Origin of the sequence: Halomonas sp. TG39a, assembly GCF_000744395.1 — a bacterium.
Taxonomy (GTDB): Bacteria; Pseudomonadota; Gammaproteobacteria; order Pseudomonadales; family Halomonadaceae; genus Vreelandella; species Vreelandella ventosae_B.
The window spans coordinates 1,988,015-2,003,560 of record NZ_JQLV01000001.1 but is presented as its reverse complement, the minus strand read 5'-3'; the positions used below and the strand labels follow the sequence as shown (position 1 = coordinate 2,003,560).

The 15,546-nt window shown below is 51.8% G+C and carries 14 protein-coding genes; 10 read left to right on the top strand and 4 right to left on the bottom strand.

Annotated features, from left to right (window positions below; translation table 11 throughout):
- Positions 1–62 precede the first annotated feature (62 nt).
- Positions 63–1,235, top strand: a complete 1,173-nt coding sequence (locus tag U738_RS08880) for an XRE family transcriptional regulator (RefSeq protein ID WP_035579399.1) — start codon at positions 63–65, stop codon at positions 1,233–1,235.
- A complete protein-coding gene (locus U738_RS08875) occupies positions 1,235–1,759 on the top strand; it encodes a DUF4411 family protein (protein ID WP_035579397.1) in 525 nt (174 codons plus the stop codon). The genes U738_RS08880 and U738_RS08875 overlap by 1 nt, the downstream gene beginning before the upstream one ends.
- Before the next feature lie 388 nt (positions 1,760–2,147).
- Here U738_RS08875 and U738_RS08870 read toward each other — a convergent pair whose 3' ends face one another.
- The 4 genes from U738_RS08870 to U738_RS08855 are packed head-to-tail and all read right to left on the bottom strand — an operon-like array spanning position 2,148 to position 5,906.
- Positions 2,148–3,638, bottom strand: a complete 1,491-nt coding sequence (locus tag U738_RS08870) for a tripartite tricarboxylate transporter permease (RefSeq protein ID WP_035579395.1) — start codon at positions 3,636–3,638, stop codon at positions 2,148–2,150.
- A gap of 15 nt (positions 3,639–3,653) precedes the next feature.
- Complete coding sequence (locus U738_RS08865; protein ID WP_231896709.1) at positions 3,654–4,100, bottom strand: tripartite tricarboxylate transporter TctB family protein; 447 nt, start codon at positions 4,098–4,100, stop codon at positions 3,654–3,656.
- A 29-nt stretch (positions 4,101–4,129) separates the two neighbouring features.
- Positions 4,130–5,092 carry a Bug family tripartite tricarboxylate transporter substrate binding protein gene (locus tag U738_RS08860; RefSeq protein ID WP_009287855.1) on the bottom strand — a complete coding sequence of 321 codons (963 nt, stop codon included), beginning with the start codon at positions 5,090–5,092 and terminating at the stop codon, positions 4,130–4,132.
- Positions 5,093–5,147: 55 nt separating this feature from the next.
- Complete coding sequence (locus U738_RS08855) at positions 5,148–5,906, bottom strand: GntR family transcriptional regulator (protein ID WP_035579391.1); 759 nt, start codon at positions 5,904–5,906, stop codon at positions 5,148–5,150.
- A 146-nt stretch (positions 5,907–6,052) separates the two neighbouring features.
- Here U738_RS08855 and U738_RS08850 point away from each other — a divergent pair, with 146 nt between their 5' ends.
- The 8 genes from U738_RS08850 (at position 6,053) to U738_RS08815 (ending at position 15,545) form a co-directional block, all read left to right on the top strand.
- Positions 6,053–6,850 carry an amidohydrolase family protein gene (locus U738_RS08850; protein WP_231896710.1) on the top strand — a complete coding sequence of 266 codons (798 nt, stop codon included), beginning with the start codon at positions 6,053–6,055 and terminating at the stop codon, positions 6,848–6,850.
- 553 nt (positions 6,851–7,403) lie between these two features.
- Positions 7,404–8,342, top strand: a complete 939-nt coding sequence (locus U738_RS08845) for a sugar ABC transporter substrate-binding protein (protein ID WP_035579387.1) — start codon at positions 7,404–7,406, stop codon at positions 8,340–8,342.
- Between the two features lie 234 nt (positions 8,343–8,576).
- Positions 8,577–9,524: an ABC transporter permease gene (locus U738_RS08840; RefSeq protein WP_035579385.1), complete on the top strand. Its 948-nt coding sequence runs from the start codon at positions 8,577–8,579 to the stop codon at positions 9,522–9,524.
- 16 nt (positions 9,525–9,540) lie between these two features.
- The gene (locus tag U738_RS08835) at positions 9,541–10,500 is read left to right on the top strand and encodes an ABC transporter permease (protein WP_035579384.1); all 960 of its coding nucleotides are present in this window, start codon (positions 9,541–9,543) and stop codon (positions 10,498–10,500) included.
- Positions 10,497–12,077 carry a sugar ABC transporter ATP-binding protein gene (locus U738_RS08830; RefSeq protein ID WP_081899072.1) on the top strand — a complete coding sequence of 527 codons (1,581 nt, stop codon included), beginning with the start codon at positions 10,497–10,499 and terminating at the stop codon, positions 12,075–12,077. Before U738_RS08835 ends, U738_RS08830 begins: the two co-directional genes overlap by 4 nt.
- 71 nt (positions 12,078–12,148) lie before the next feature.
- Complete coding sequence (locus U738_RS08825; RefSeq protein WP_035579382.1) at positions 12,149–13,228, top strand: maleylacetate reductase; 1,080 nt, start codon at positions 12,149–12,151, stop codon at positions 13,226–13,228.
- A complete protein-coding gene (locus tag U738_RS08820) occupies positions 13,225–14,610 on the top strand; it encodes an amidohydrolase family protein (protein WP_035579380.1) in 1,386 nt (461 codons plus the stop codon). Before U738_RS08825 ends, U738_RS08820 begins: the two co-directional genes overlap by 4 nt.
- Positions 14,607–15,545 (top strand): NAD(P)-dependent oxidoreductase, encoded by a 939-nt coding sequence (locus tag U738_RS08815; protein WP_035579378.1) that lies wholly within the window; start codon positions 14,607–14,609, stop codon positions 15,543–15,545. Before U738_RS08820 ends, U738_RS08815 begins: the two co-directional genes overlap by 4 nt.
- Position 15,546 lies beyond the last annotated feature (1 nt).

Sequence of the window (15,546 nt, the reverse complement as noted above, 5' to 3'; positions counted from 1 at the left end):
TGGCTACGGTTACTCTGGTCTTCACAAATGAAGTGACTAACCAAATTAGGCCATAGAGAAAGATGAGCATCCCAAACCCAGACATACTCAGGTGGGCGCGTGAAGGGGCCGGGCTGAGTCTTGAAGAGGCAGCGAGAAAGCTTTCTCTGAAGAGCAAGGGCATGTCTGGTGCTGAGCTATTGTCAGCATATGAGACGGGTACAAAATTGCCGACCCAAAAAAAGCTAATGGATATGGCAAAACAATACCACCGTCCGTTCATTACTTTCTTTCTCTCAGAGCCGCCCATGAGTGCTTCTATGGGCGAGGATTTTAGACTGCTTCCGGATACACAGTTTGACGAGCACGAGGGAAGTGTTAAAGCACTTGTGCGAGACATATACATTCGTCAGTCTATAGTCAAAGAGGCGCTGATTGACGGTGATGAAGATGTTGGCATTGAGTTTGTCTCAGAAGGCAGTACAGATACGCCAATAAAAAAAGCCTGCCAAGTTGCAATCAATTATTTTAATATTAATATAGAAAATTATCGCCGCAATGCAAATCCACATGATGCCTTCAACTACCTAAGAAGATGTGTGGAAAGGAAAGGAATTTATGTTCTTCTTGTAGGCGATTTGGGGAGCCACCACTCATCCATTAGTACTGAGGCTTTTCGCGGCTTCGCTTTGTCTGATCCAATAGCGCCTTTTGTAGTTATTAACCAAAATGACTCGAAAGCAGCTTGGAGTTTCACGCTCTTGCACGAAGTCGTGCATGTTTGGCTGGGAAAAACGGGCATCAGTGCTCAGAATAACGAGCATATTGTTGAGCGATTCTGCAATGATGTTGCTAGCAACCTACTAGTGACTAGTGGTGAAGTCATAAAGCTATACGATGAAGCCATGCACTCAGATGAGGATTTCCTGCCTGCGCTGCAGAGGCTTGCTCAAAATTTGAATATTAGCGCCTCACTCGTAGCTTATCGGCTATTTAGGCAAAATATGATTTCACAAACTGAATGGGTTCAAGTTAGAACTGAGCTGCGAGATCTTTGGCTCAAGAGTAAAGCTCAACAAAAATCTAAAACGTCAGATGCTGGAGGTGACTTTTATAACACGCGCCGACATCGTGCGGGTGGGGCTCTAATTGAGCTTGTACGTCGCTCTTTGCATGATGGCGTTATTACAGAAACGAAAGCAGGCAGAGTGCTCGGTGTGAGCCCAGGTAATGTTGCTCAAATGGTGGGGCTGTGATGTCTGCACAAAAAAAAGAAATTTTCTTGCTCGATGCAAATATCATCATCCATGCTCACGATCTATATTATCACATGGATCGAGTTCCGGAATTTTGGCGGTGGTTAGAGTTTCATGCTGATAATGGGTCAATCAGAATGCCAAAAGAAACTCATAGCGAAATCAAAGGCGGTGTTAAAGCCCAGCATGTGCAATGGGCTAAACATAAAGATGTGCGAAAAAGCTTAATTCTGGCTGAAGACTTCGAAATAGCTCTTCTTAATAGAGTTATTAGTGAAGGGTATGCCTCTGATTTGAACGAAATTGAAACTGAAAAGATTGCAATGGATCCTTTCTTGGTAGCTTATGCACTCAAGGATCCACAGAATCGAATTGTAGTGTCTAACGAGGTCTCAAAGCCGAGCAAAAAGCGTGCCAATCGAAAAGTGCCAGATGTCTGTGATGCTTTGGGCGTTCGGTGTTGTAATGTTTTCACTCTTCTCCGCGAGTTAGATTTCCGTACGGACTGGCAAAAAGTAATTTGATGGTCTGAGTCATCTAAGATTTGTCTCATAGATGCTTACAGCTTTTCATCAGGCTATAAGGACACATGTAAAATATGTCCATGTTTTTTGCTGGTCAAACAATATGATATAGTCAACATTTTGAAAAATCGAAAGCTACAAGTATTGGCTAAATAAAGATATTAGCTTTTATGGGTGAAAGCACGCGTGAGAGTCAATGCATGTCTGGGAGGTTAGGTGTGTATTTATTCTTGTGATGTCGAAGTTGTTAGCTAGTTAATACTGTCTTTGAATATGCAGTAAGTCCATGACCGTTTCTGGCTGATACAGAGCAGTCAGGCAGGACTGCTGCCTGACTCCCATGAGCAATCCTAGTCAATAAATCTGTGGGATTACTTTCATCGCGTTGTTAATTCTGACGCCCTTTTTTTAGTATTTTCCAGGCCTGGGTGAATAACACCATCAACAGCAGGGCGATGATTCCCTGCGAAATAGGACGAGTAAATAGGGATCCCCAGTTATCCTGGGAAATCAGCATTGCCAAACGTAAGTTTTGTTCCGCCATTGGCCCTAACAACACTCCCAGCACTACTGGCGCAAGTGGGAAGGCTAGTCGATGGAGTAAATAACCGAGCAACCCAAAGGCTAGCATTACATAGAGGTCTGTCATGTTCCCTTTGACGGTATAAACACCCACGGCCATGAGCACCAACGTCGTTGGTACCAAGAGTGCGGTGGGCATGCGCAAGACCTGAGCAAATAGGCGGGTGGCCACCATGCCTCCTAGTAACAGGAGTAGCATCGCAGTAAACAGCATTTGCCACATGAAACCGAAGACCACATCAGGCGACTTCGTAAACAGTTGTGGGCCGGGCTGAAGTCCATGAATCATCAGCGCGCCGAGCACTAAGGCAGCAACCAAATTGCCAGGAATCCCTAATGTTAGGGATGGAATCATTGCAGAAGCATTGTCGGCACTGTTACCTGATTCAGCTGCTGCAACCCCCACAGGATTGCCCGTGCCGAAAGATTCGGGGTTCGTGGACTTGCGCTTCGCTTCGTTATAACTCAGTAATGCTGCCAGATTGCCACCGGCACCTGGCAAGATACCTACACTAACGCCTATCATCGACGAGCGAGTCCAAGTGCGCCAGTGCTGACGTATCAGTCCCAGTGCGTTGCCGCTAGCATCAACCTTGAAGCTTCCTGCATCATAGTAAGTCGCGTTGCTTTTCTCCGCCATCTCCAGTACTGGCGGTATCGCGTAGAGGCCGATGAGTACAATGATCAGGTCGAACCCCCCACTTAAATAAAGCGAATCGAACGTATAGCGTTCCGCTCCACTGATTGTGTCAACGCCTACAAGGCCGATGATTACGCCCAAAAGGGCGCTGAGCATGCCTTTGCTGATATCACTGCCCACCAATACGGCGATGCTTACAAGTCCGAAAACGGCTACCCAGAAATACTCGGTGGGCCCAAAGGCAAGCGTGACCTGTGCCAAAAGGGGGGCTAGCGTCATCAACGCTATGGCGCTAATAATTCCACCGATGGCGGACGACCAGCACGCGGTCTTGAGAGCCAGCCCGCCCTGGCCGTTACGTGTCATAGGGTAACCGTCGAATGTTGTCGCGATTGCAGCTGGCGTTCCTGGGATTTTTAGTAAGATGGCCGGAATAGCTCCACCGTACATTGAGCCATTATAGATACCTGCTACCAACCCTAGAGCAATTACAGGATCGAACCCATACGTCAGTGGGAGCATGAGAGCGATTGCCATGACCGGGTTGAGCCCAGGTAGGGCTCCGATCAAGATACCCACCAAGGTGCCGACGAAGAGGCTGACTACGGAGCCAAGTTGCAAGGCCACAGGTAGTGCGTTGAACAGGGAATCAAACATATCGTGTAACCCTATTTAGGAAACCAGGAAAAATTCGACGGGCAAGGGTCGTTTTAGCACCATCGCAAAAAGCCCGTATAAGAGGATGATGAAGCCCACCGTAATACCTAAAACCACGATGGGGCGCCTTTCACCCAGTACCAGAGCCAGCAGGATGATGAACAGGGTGCTAGTGGAGTAGAAACCCACGGTTGGCATGGCTAAGTAGTAGATCAGGCAACAGGCGACTGTCGCCATAAACCTTCCCGGATGATCGATTAAGGCGGCGGCGCTGCTCAAGCCGCCATTTTGATGCGTTTGCACCACGCCCTTAAAGACCAGAGGAAGTGAGAAAAGGCACATCAGAATGCCAACTCCCATGGGCACGTAAGCTGCACCGGCATCAAAGCCACTCCCCACCCAGACCACCGTGCAGCCAAAGATGAGGAAGGCGATGCCAGAGATAATATCTCTGAAGTTCATGAGCAAGTTACCGTCCATTCAGGCATGAATTAGTTTTTCTTAAGCCCAAGCTTTTCGAGCGTCTCTCCAATCGCTACGGTTTCCTGATGCAGACGCTCACGGAGCTCTTCACCTCGTACGAGATTCAGCGTCTCTCCTTGAGATGTCAGGAACGCTTGGAACTCAGGATGCTCGACGGCGCTAGCTACGGCATCGGCGATGACATTAACGCGCTGTTCATCCATGCCCTCCGGTGCCAGCATCATGCGCCATAGCACGGTTTCCAGTTCAGGATGACCGAGTGCTGCTAGGCCTGATGCCTGGGGTAGTGCTTCGTTATCGTCGGCTGAAGTCACGAGTAAGCACTTTGCTTTTCCGTCCTCAACATAGGGAAGTGCGGGTGTGATGGAGCCACCGTAGATATCCACGTGTCCACCCAGGAAGTTTTGGAGGGTCTCACCAGCGCCGCCAAAAGGAATAGGGCGGGCTTCAATGTCATAGGCTTCAAAGATACGCTCTGCTGCCAAGCGCATGGTTCCACCGACCCCGTCATTGCCGTAGGTGTACTGACCAGGGTTATTCTGTAGCTCGGCAAGGAATTCCTCACCTGTTTCAGCTGGAAAATCGGGGGCTACACACATAGTGTAAGCACTCTGCGAAGTGCTGGTGATCGGGGTCAATGTCTCGTAAGAGTACTGAACACGCTGCATGTGCGGTACGGTAGTGATAGGACTATTCCAGGTAGAAAGCAGCGTGTAGCCATCGGGCTTGGCACGGGCAATCTGGTTGACCCCAATAGCACCACCTCCACCAGCGACATTAAGCACAGCAAGTGACTCTCCTAGCTCTTCTTGCAGGTACTGATTGAGCATGCGCGCAACGTTGTCAGTGCCGCCGCCGGCTGGTGCCGGTACGATTATTTCGATGGGACGATTCGGATAGTCGTCAGCCATGACAGGCATAGCGGTAAACGCTGATAGCGCAACTAAAGACGTAAGCTGTAATGTTTTCATTGTTAGTTACCTTTTTTTGGAATGCAGGGTGATGAGGTGTGCATTTAATGCGATCTCAAGCAGGTTGATCACCGAGCGTGACACGGTAGCGGAACCGCTCTGGCCTTCCGTGTACTCGTCGAAACTCGATGACTCTGCCTGCAGGATTGCGGGCAATGCGCTGGATGGCGGCGACCGGAGCCCCAGTGGCTAGTTCTAGATGCTTTGCACTGGCCTTGGTGGCGGTGCCGAACGACAGCTCGTCGGTTGCCGACGAGATCAAAATCCCGAATTCCTCCAGAAATACGGGATACAACAAAGGGCCCATCGCTTTTGGGTTTAGCGACAACAGCCCGTTGAAATCGGGTAAGCGTAGATAAATTTCTTCAAACAGCAGTGGGTCGCCTGACCAAAGGCGGACACGTTCCAACTTTATACAGTGGCTGACTGATTCTTCGCCGAAGGCCTGCTTTACGTCGGCGGGAAGGGCGACTTCCTGATGACTGAGAATTCGACTTTCCGGGATAACGGGTACATCGGGATCTTCCACATCATGTACATGGAAAAAACGAAACAGATCGGCTCGGAAGGCGGGTTGCTTAACGAAAGTGCCGGTACCTCGCCGCCGATCCAGCAGCCCCTCATCGACCAGCTGCTTCAGGGCCATCCGCATGGTTGCTAAAGCAACGCCATACTCTTCGGCTAAACGGTTCTCCGAGGGAATCATGTCGCCTGGTTTCCACTCACCATTGGCGATCCTTGAGCCTAATTGATCACGGAGTTTGGCGTACAGGGGTAATCTTCCGTCCGTATTAGCAGAGAACTTGGCTTGCATAGGGTCACCCAGTGGTTATCTTGATTTCTTGAGGTCATTGAAGACCCGTGTATACTTCCAGTCAACCAGTTCTCTAGAGAACTAGACTTATGTATAACAGCTCAGGGATACGAAATCCCCAGTCAGAACGTAATGAGGTGCCAAAAGTGAAATTAGGTTTTGATTGTCATGCTCATGTCTACGGGGCTGTTAAGGAAGCCAACGGGTCTAACTACAGTCCATCCCGTCCTGCACCACTTTTGAATTGGCAAGAAAACCTAGAAAGCTGCAAATTAAGAGGCGGGGTACTGGTGCAGCCGAGCTTTCTGGGAAACGACAACCGGCAACTGCTTGAGATTCTCTCCAGACTAAATCATGCGTATCGCGGAGTCGTTCAGCTAGCCAAGGAGACGACGCTAGAGGAGATAGCCGCCCTTGATGCTGCAGGTATTGTAGGGGTGCGATGGAATCTCATTGAGGGGCGCAGCGCATTGCCAAACCTCAAGGATCCTCAATGGATAGACTTTCTAGATAATATTAAAGCTATGGATTGGCATCTTGAGCTGCATCTGGAAGGGAACCGGTTACCTGAAATTTTTCCAGCATTACATGAGCATGGCGTGAAATTAGTCATTGATCATATTGGGCTGCCAGTCGAAGACGTTCCTATGCAAGACCCAGGCTGCCGTCTTCTGCTTGCGTCAGGACAGGCAGAACGAACCTGGGTGAAGCTCTCAGCCCCCTATCGTTCCCCTGTGTGTGATCTTAGACCGCATGTCCAGGCTTTGTTGCATCATCTTGGGCGTGATCGGTTAGTGTGGGGTAGTGACTGGCCGTGGACGCGCCATGAGAATAAACACACTTACCGCGATACTTACGGATGGCTCAATGACTGGGTTAGAGATGCTGATGATCGTCAGTACATTCTAGATACTAGTCCTAAGGCTTTGTTTCAACTAGGGTAATCCTCGACATTCTTCATTGACGGTACTGAGCGAACCACTGCCGGGTAGTGCTAGTAGTTTATTGACTGCTAGCTAAACCATAAACCCACGAGATTCATGAGTTGCCAAATCAATGTGCGGTGTGCGGTGTCGTCATCACATTATTCTTGGCAGCCAGGGCGAGTTAGCAAGGAGAGCTTCTTCGGCTAACACATCAAGCCACAACTGCACGGATATTTTACTCAAGCACCCGCTCATCGACAGAGTCTTGGCTTGCTCAAGTGGTAAATAGCTGTCGTCTTTTCCTACTCATAATAGTTTTCCTGCTCAGCGATACGTTTGCCAACGCTGACTGGCTGTCAAAAAATGCACGCTGAACACCTGGTGTTCATACTCCTGTTGACGTCGCTGCCTAGCATTACCTTGCTACGCAAGGAAATTTATTAAAAAAACCAATTTGGTCATTTCTCTACTTCGGTCACGTTGTGCCGAAACAAAGCCCAGCAGTAAGCTCCTTACTCAGGCTTACATAGCCTGCAAGATAAAAACAATTAATAACGCTAGGAGAAACGCAATGTTCAAGAAAACCGTTCTTGCCGCATCAGTCATCATGATATCGACCACGGCAGCTCAGGCTGAAGGCCCTTACCGCATCGGTATAACCCAAAATAATGTAGGTGTTGATAGCTATCAAACCACCTATGAAAGTGCTTTTGAAGAGGCCGCCGAGCGTGAAGGCAATGTCGATATCGTGGTGTTAGATGCCGGTGGTGATGTTGCTCGTCAGATTGGCCAAATGCAGGACCTCATTCAGCAGCGAGTTGATGCCATCATTATTTGGCCGACCAATGGTCAGGCCGTTATTCCGGCGATTCGTCAAGCGCATAATGCAGGCATTCCTGTGATCGTTACCAACTCTAAAATTGCTGAAGCGGGGCTAGAGTACATCGCTGCCTTCTCTGGGCCTGATAACGTACAGCAAGGCGTTTCCTCTGCCGAGATGATGTGTGACGCCTTAGGTGGCGAAGGGCAGATCGTACAAATTGCTGGCCAGCCCGGCTATACCACTGCGATGGAGCGTGCAAAGGGATTTGAGGATCGGCTAGCTGAAGCGTGCCCGGGTGTTGAACTGATGGAAACGCAACCAGGCAACTGGAACCGTGAACGTGCTCAGCGTGTTATGGAAGATTTTTTGACCAAATACGACCGTATTGACGGCGTTTATTCGGGCGATGACAACATGGGTGTTGGCGCTCTGAATGCGGCTAAAGGCGCTGACCGAGCTGATGAGATTATTTTCATTGGCGCCACTAACTTCGCCGTTGGCTACGATGCGATTGAGCGTGGTGAGTATTACGGCTCTATTTATCAGTCTCCCGTAGATGATGCTGAAGCTGCTCTGCAGACAGCACTGGATGTTCTGGCGGAAGAAGACCTGCCGAAGATGAATTTCTTCGATACCCCCAAAATCACCGCTGAAAATCTCAGCGAGTTCGACCGTCCCGTTTTCTGAGGTAAGGCATGCTGCCCGGAGTGACTGCGTTTAGTGTGCAGTTTCCGGGATACAGCATGCGCCTGAAAGCAGGGTTTCCTGCGCGTGGAGTGCGCGGAAAGCATCAATGGAAATATGTTTGCCCATTGCGCTAACCGGTCTTTCCAAGTGATTTTATAACAGGTGATTAGCATGGCTTCCGCTGAACAATCTAAATCCAGGCTGCCGACAGGAAAGCTTAGTAAGGCTAGCGTGATGAGCTTTCTGTCAGCTCAGGGAATTCTCATTTTTTTCCTGCTCGGCATGTTCGTTTTCTCTTTCTTTTCTGAGCAGTTTCTTTCCCAGTCGAACATTATGACGGTGATCCGCCAGGCCTCGATTATTGGCATTATCGCGGTAGGCGTCACCGTGGTGATCATTGGTGGAAACTTGGATCTTTCGGTGGGATCGATGCTGTCATTTTCGACGGTGCTCGTCGTGGATTTACACGACAAGATAGGTCCCACCAATGCCATCCTGATGATGTTTGCATTGACGCTTATGATCGGTGCCGTCAATGGTTTTTTAATCGGCTTTCTGCGCCTTAATTCGCTCATTGTGACGCTTGCCATGCTGTCGGCGATCCAGGGCTTTGTGCTGATCTATAGCGGCGGCCAGAACGTTGATATTGCTAACCAAGATGGCACGTGGTTCGCCTTCTTTGGTCGTGGCTATATCACGGGAATTGCTGTTCCTATCCTGCTGTTTGGGTTGTTGGCCATTCTGGTTCAAGTAGTCATGTCCTACACCGGCTACGGGCGACGTATCTTTGCTGTCGGTGGCAACCCAATGGCTGCCGTTTACTCGGGTATTCGCAAGAACTGGTGCGTCTTCAGCACTTATCTGATTTCAGCCTTTTGCGTGGCATGTGCGGCACTGGTGCTTGGCTCTCGTGTTATGGGTTCCCAAAACAACGTTGGCCAGGGATACGAGCTGTTGGTGTTGGCCGGCATCATTCTCGGTGGCACCAGCTTACTGGGTGGTTCAGGCAGTATTTGGAAAACTGTGATTGGTGTACTGATCCTGGGCTTTATTCAGAATGGGCTGCTGTTGATGGGCTACCCCTATTACATCCAGTGGATCGTGACCTGGGTAATTATCATCCTGGCCGTATGGCTGGACCTCGCTAACAAGCGTAAGCGCTTGTTGACGACCCACTCATAACGCGGAGGAGTGACAGATGACTTTTTTAAAAGGGTTCTTCCGTGGCAAAACGGCTATCCAACCGATATGGGTCTTCGTCCTAGCCATCTTCATTTTTTTCAGCTTCACGTCAGAGTACTTTCTGTCGTTTGGCAACATTTCTAATATTTTGGTGCAGACGTCCACTATCGGCCTAATCGCATTAGGCATGACCTTAGTCATGATCAACGGCAACATCGATTTGTCGGTTGGGGCAACCTTAGGGCTGGCTGCTTCACTGGCGGTAGGTTTGCAGGAAACCAGCATGATACTGGCAATCCTTGTGGCACTCGGCTCAGGCATTCTGCTGGGCGCCATTAATGGTTTCATCGTTTGGAAAACGGGTGTTAACGCTTTCATTGTCACGTTAGGGGCCATGCTGGGGGTGCGGGGCCTGATTTTCTTGTACACCGGTGAGCAGTCGTTTTATGCATTGAATTTCGCTTTCTCTGACTTCGGTGCCAGCACCATTGGGCCTTTTCCAGTACTGGCGATTATCTTCCTGATTTGCACACTGATCATGCACTTGGTGCTCACGCGAACGGGCCATGGCCGTAATACCTTTGCGGTGGGTGGCAATCCGGAAGCCTCGATTGATGCGGGGATTCGCTTGGGGCGCCACATGATGATCAATTTCATTATTGTTGGTTTCTTCGCTGCATTAGCTGGCGTGCTGCTCGCCAGCCAAATGGGCGCGGCAACTCCCAATTTAGGTCGTGACTATGAGCTCTGGGTGATTACGGCCGTGGTGTTAGGCGGTACCAAGTTGACCGGTGGCTACGGAAGTATTGTTGGCACTCTGGGTGGTGTACTCGCCATTGGCATTCTGCGTAACGGCATGAACTTGATGCAGGTGCCCGCTTTTTATGTGCTGGTGATCCTCGGCGTCATCCTTATTTCCGTACTGATTATCGACAAGAAGCTCAATGTACCCTCGGCTAAGGAGGTGCGGATATGAGCCCTTCACAAGAAAACCTGTCTCAAAATTTAAATGAACAAGGCAGTGCCACGAAGCGGCAGCCGGTCAACGCGGATCCGATACTTCGTCTAGAAGGGATTACCAAACGTTTTCCTGGTGTGGTTGCTTTAAATAACGTGGATTTTGACGTGCGGCCCGGCGAAGTGCATGCGCTGCTGGGTGAGAATGGTGCAGGCAAGTCGACGTTAATGAAGGTACTGGCGGGTAAGCACCAAGCCAACGAAGGCAAGATCATTCTTGGTGGGCAAGAGATGGCTTTCGAAAATCCCAAGCACGCTAAGCGCGCAGGGGTAGTGCTGATCCACCAGGAGCAGTCGCTGGTTTCCGAGATGACGGTAGCCGAAAACATCTTTCTCGGCAGCCTGCCCAGAAAGCCATTCAATCGCGTTGATTGGCACAAACTGCGTGAAGATACCAACGCTATTCTGGCGGCTCTCAAATGCAGTTTTCAACATGACGACCTAGTAGGGTCGCTATCGATTGCCAAGAAGCAGATGGTTGAGATCGGTCGCGCGCTGGCGTTTACCCCGCGAGTAGTGGTGTTTGATGAGCCGACGGCATCACTCACCGACTACGAAAAACCCGTGCTGTATGACGTAATTAATTCGCTATGTGAGCAAGGTGTAGGGATTGTTTATATCTCCCACCGCATGGATGAGATTTTTCACCTATCGCACCGCATTTCGGTACTGCGTGACGGTGAGTACACCGGAACCGTCAATACGGCAGATACCAACGAGGACGAGATCACCCGAATGATGATCGGTCGCAGCTTGGAGCTCGATCATGCCAGTAAACCGAGTGATTTCGGCGACAACATGCTGGAAGTGCGCAACCTCTCGGTCAAACGAGTATTCGAAGATGTCAGTTTCAATGTCCGTAAAGGCGAGATTGTCGGAATGTATGGCCTGGTGGGGGCGGGGCGTTCCGAAGTTGCAGAAACGATCTTCGGTTTGCGCACGCCCTCCGCCGGTGAAGTGGTATTGGACGGCAAGGTGGTGGCGTTTCGTAACTCCCATGATGCGGTGGTCAATGGGGTCGCGTTAGTGCCGGAAGACCGTAAGGATCAGGGGTTGATTCTGGGTATGAACTGTCGCGATAACATGACCCTGGCAAGCCTCTCCAGTGTGTCGTCGTTGGGCTTTATGACGAGTTCAGAAGAGCGCCAGGTCTACGATAAGTATCAACAGGCGATGAAAATCAAAACGCCCAGTTGGCGTCAGAAGGTGGGCAACCTAAGCGGTGGTAATCAGCAGAAAATTGTTATCGGCAAGTGGCTACATACCCACCCTAAATTACTCATTCTCGATGAGCCTACCCGCGGTATTGATGTGGGTTCCAAGTCGGAAATCCACACCCTCGTGAAAGATCTGGCCAAATCCGGCTATGCAGTGTTGGTGATCTCCTCAGAGATGCCGGAAGTCCTAGGGCTGAGTAACCGCATTATCGCCATGTATGACGGCCGCGTGACCGCTGAGTTTGATGGCGACAACGTCAGCGAGGATGAGCTGGTACAAGCGATTACTGGGATGGGCAAGCAGGCACAGGCGAGCTAGCTCGCCTGTTGCGACGGGTGCGCTCTGTCAATCGCGCACACATACCACATCAGACGTATAAGGAATGTTTCATGCAACCCTTTGTTTATGATGGCCTGCCATCCCGCGTGGTGTTTGGCCAAGGAACCCTGTCACGGCTAAGAGAAGAGCTTGAGCATCTCGGCTGTACACGCGCCCTGGTGCTGGCAACGCCCCAGCAGCACGAGCAGGCAAGACGCGTGCTCGAGCAGTTGGGTGAGAAGGGCGTTGGCGTTTACGCAGAAGCCGCCATGCATACGCCGGTCGAGGTGACCGAAAGTGCCTTGCAGGTGGTGAAAGCGCTAAACGCGGATTGCACCATTGCTATTGGGGGTGGCTCGACCATTGGCTTGGGTAAAGCGATTGCGCTGCGTACGGGCTTACCTCAGATCGCTATTCCCACCACCTATGCCGGTTCAGAGATGACGCCGATCCTGGGTGAAACCCGCGATGGTATCAAGACCACTCAGCGCACCTTGGACGTACTGCCGGAAACGGTGATTTATGACGTTGACCTCACCTTAACGTTACCCGCTGTGATGTCGGGGACTAGCGGTATTAACGCCATTGCCCATGCAGTAGAGGCACTTTATGCCCGCGACTGTAATCCGGTGATTGCGCTGATGGCGGAGGAGGGCATCGCGGCGCTGGCAAGAAGCCTGCCCGTAATAGCTAGCGGCCCTACCCATGCTGAGGCGCGCTCTGATGCGCTTTACGGCGCCTGGCTGTGCGGCATTTGCCTTGGCTCGGTGGGTATGTCGCTGCACCACAAGCTTTGCCATACCCTGGGCGGTTCCTTCAACCTACCCCATGCGGAAACGCACACCATTGTGCTGCCTTATGCGCTGGCTTATAACGCGCCTGCGGTGCCTGATGCGATGGCTCGTATTAGCCGCGCGTTGGGCTGTGACGATGCGGCCGCTGGCCTCTATGACCTGGGGCGTGCGGTCGGTGCGCCCAGTGCACTCTCCGAGTTAGGGTTTAGCGTGGAAGATGTTGACCGGGCCACTGAGATTGCTACCCGCAACCCTTACTGGAATCCACGTGACGTCGAAGCCAGTGGCATTCACCGTTTGTTAAGCGATGCCCAATCGGGTCTTCGACCCCAGGCGGGTAGTGGGGGTGGGCAATGAACAAACTGTTTATTAACGCCACTCTTGTCACTATGGATCCGCAGCTGGGTGAGCTAAGCGATGGCCAGGTTCTGGTTGAGGGTGACCGTATTACCGCCGTGGGTCATGACCTGACCGCCGACCCCAAGGCACAAGACGCCGAGGTGATTGACTGTGACGGAGGTATCCTTATTCCCGGGTTGGTTAATGCCCATATGCATACCTGGCAGACCGGCCTGCGTGGCGTTGCCGCCAACTGGACGCTTCTTGAGTATTTTCGCCACGTACACCGGGGGCTTGCCGCGCTATTCACGCCGGAAGACATCTACATTGCCACCCGCATGGGCGCGATTAATCAGCTTAACTGCGGTACCACAACGCTGGGTGACTGGTGCCACAACAACCCGACCCCTGCGCATACTGACGCGGCGGTAAAAGGCTTAAAGGAGTCCGGTATTCGTGCGCTGTTTATGCACGGCTCGCCCAAGCCCGACCCAAAACCTGGTCAGCCGCACTTTAGCGAAATTCCCCACCCGCGCCATGAAATAGAACGCTTGTTGAGCGGTGAACTGGGAAACCCGGAAGGGCTTGTCACCTTAGGCATGGCCATTCTTGGCCCTCATTATTCGACCCTGGATGTGACCCTGCAGGACTTTGCCTTGGCCAAAGAGTTTGATCTGGTCGCCTCAATGCATCAGGGCGGCGGCGAGGCAGTGGCGCCCGGTGCATGGGACGAAGTGGAAGCGCGTGGTTTGCTTGGCCCCGACATCAACATTGTGCATGGCCAAAGCCTGGATAATGGCCAGATATCGCGGTTCTGCGCCAGCGGTGTGACGTTCTCGATTGCGCCGGAAAATGAGATGACCCAAGGCCACGGCTTTCCGGTGACGGGGCTGGTGCGCCAATACCGAGGCGTGGTGTCACTGGGGGTTGATCTTGAGTCTGTATTGTCAGGTGACATGTTCAGTGTAGCGCGCATGGCGCTGGGTATGCAGCGTGCCCTTGATAACGATGCATCGCGTCGTGAGCAAGGCAAGATTCCTGATACTTCCACGATTACCACCCGAGAAGCGCTGGGCTGGATCACGCTGGATGGGGCGAAAGCCCTCGGTCTTGACGACCGCATTGGTAGCCTGACCCCTGGCAAGCAGGCCGACCTGGTACTGCTGGATAGTAATCAGCTGAATATGCAGCCAGTCAACGACCCTGTTTCTACGGTGGTCATGCAAACAAGCCTTGCCAACGTCGACAGTGTGATGGTGGCTGGGCAGTTCAAAAAACGTGGCGGCCGTCTGTTAATCGAGACTCAGCAGGGTATCGCTGAGCTTGCCAAATCTGGCCACCGTATTCACTCCGAACTGCTGGCGCGTGAAGCGCAATCGACACAGGAGGCAACCCCATGACAACCGTTTCCACAACGTCCCCTTCGTCCTCTAAAGTGGCTTGGGTAGGCTTAGGTAAGCTGGGCTTACCGATGGCCGCCAGAATTATTAAATCAGGCACCGCGGTAGAAGGATTTGACCTTTCCTCGGAGCGGATGGCTTTAGCAACGCGTATCGGTATTACCCCCCATCAGAACCTGACTAGTGCCGTTGCCGATTGTGCACTGGTGTTTGTCTCGATCCCCGATGACCGCGCACTGATCAATCTCTGCATTGAATCGGGTGAGCTTGTGCGTCACATGATGCCCGGCACTATTTTGATTGAGACCAGCACGGTAAGTGTTGAAGCCTCTGCACGAGTGGCCGAGGCGGCGAAGGCCCATGGCATTGCCTATTTGCGCAGCCCCGTGTCAGGGAATCCGGTAGCAGCAGAGGCGGGCACGCTGTCGGCGATGGTCTCTGGCCCACGCGAAGCGCTGGAAACGGCTAAACCCGTATTTGACGCCTTTACCAAGGCGCAGTACTGGCTGGGCGATGAAGAGCAGGCCCGGGTGGCCAAACTGGCGATCAACCTGATGATTGCAGTGAGTGCCGGGATGATGAGTGAAGCCCTGACCCTGGCGCGCAAAGGCAACATTGAATGGGACGCCATGTTAGAGCTTATATCTGACAGCGCGGTGGGTTCGCCCATGGTGAAGTACAAGGTACCACCACTTTTAGAGCGCGACTTTACCTCGACGTTTTCCGCCGCCCAAATGGCCAAAGATCTTGATCTGATACTCGATTGTGCCCACGGCTCAGGGGTGTCTACGCCGCTGGCAGCGCAAATGCGCGAAGCCTATACCGCGCTCATCGCCACGGGGCATGGCGATGATGACTATATCGCCACCGTACACCACACCGAGCGCCTTTCAGGGCTGGGTGAACCGATGCCAGCAAAGCATGGAGGGCAATAAG

What these genes read in the sequence shown, in the direction of transcription:
- U738_RS08860 (WP_009287855.1), bottom strand. Translation starts at nt 5,092, where the DNA reads ATGAAAACATTACAGCTTACGTCTTTAGTTGCGCTATCAGCGTTTACC.
- U738_RS08875 (WP_035579397.1), top strand. Translation starts at nt 1,235, where the DNA reads ATGTCTGCACAAAAAAAAGAAATTTTCTTGCTCGATGCAAATATCATC.
- U738_RS08815 (WP_035579378.1), top strand. Translation starts at nt 14,607, where the DNA reads ATGACAACCGTTTCCACAACGTCCCCTTCGTCCTCTAAAGTGGCTTGG.
- U738_RS08845 (WP_035579387.1), top strand. Translation starts at nt 7,404, where the DNA reads ATGTTCAAGAAAACCGTTCTTGCCGCATCAGTCATCATGATATCGACC.
- U738_RS08825 (WP_035579382.1), top strand. Translation starts at nt 12,149, where the DNA reads ATGCAACCCTTTGTTTATGATGGCCTGCCATCCCGCGTGGTGTTTGGC.
- U738_RS08835 (WP_035579384.1), top strand. Translation starts at nt 9,541, where the DNA reads ATGACTTTTTTAAAAGGGTTCTTCCGTGGCAAAACGGCTATCCAACCG.
- U738_RS08855 (WP_035579391.1), bottom strand. Translation starts at nt 5,906, where the DNA reads ATGCAAGCCAAGTTCTCTGCTAATACGGACGGAAGATTACCCCTGTAC.
- U738_RS08840 (WP_035579385.1), top strand. Translation starts at nt 8,577, where the DNA reads ATGAGCTTTCTGTCAGCTCAGGGAATTCTCATTTTTTTCCTGCTCGGC.
- U738_RS08865 (WP_231896709.1), bottom strand. Translation starts at nt 4,100, where the DNA reads ATGAACTTCAGAGATATTATCTCTGGCATCGCCTTCCTCATCTTTGGC.
- U738_RS08830 (WP_081899072.1), top strand. Translation starts at nt 10,497, where the DNA reads ATGAGCCCTTCACAAGAAAACCTGTCTCAAAATTTAAATGAACAAGGC.
- U738_RS08820 (WP_035579380.1), top strand. Translation starts at nt 13,225, where the DNA reads ATGAACAAACTGTTTATTAACGCCACTCTTGTCACTATGGATCCGCAG.
- U738_RS08880 (WP_035579399.1), top strand. Translation starts at nt 63, where the DNA reads ATGAGCATCCCAAACCCAGACATACTCAGGTGGGCGCGTGAAGGGGCC.
- U738_RS08870 (WP_035579395.1), bottom strand. Translation starts at nt 3,638, where the DNA reads ATGTTTGATTCCCTGTTCAACGCACTACCTGTGGCCTTGCAACTTGGC.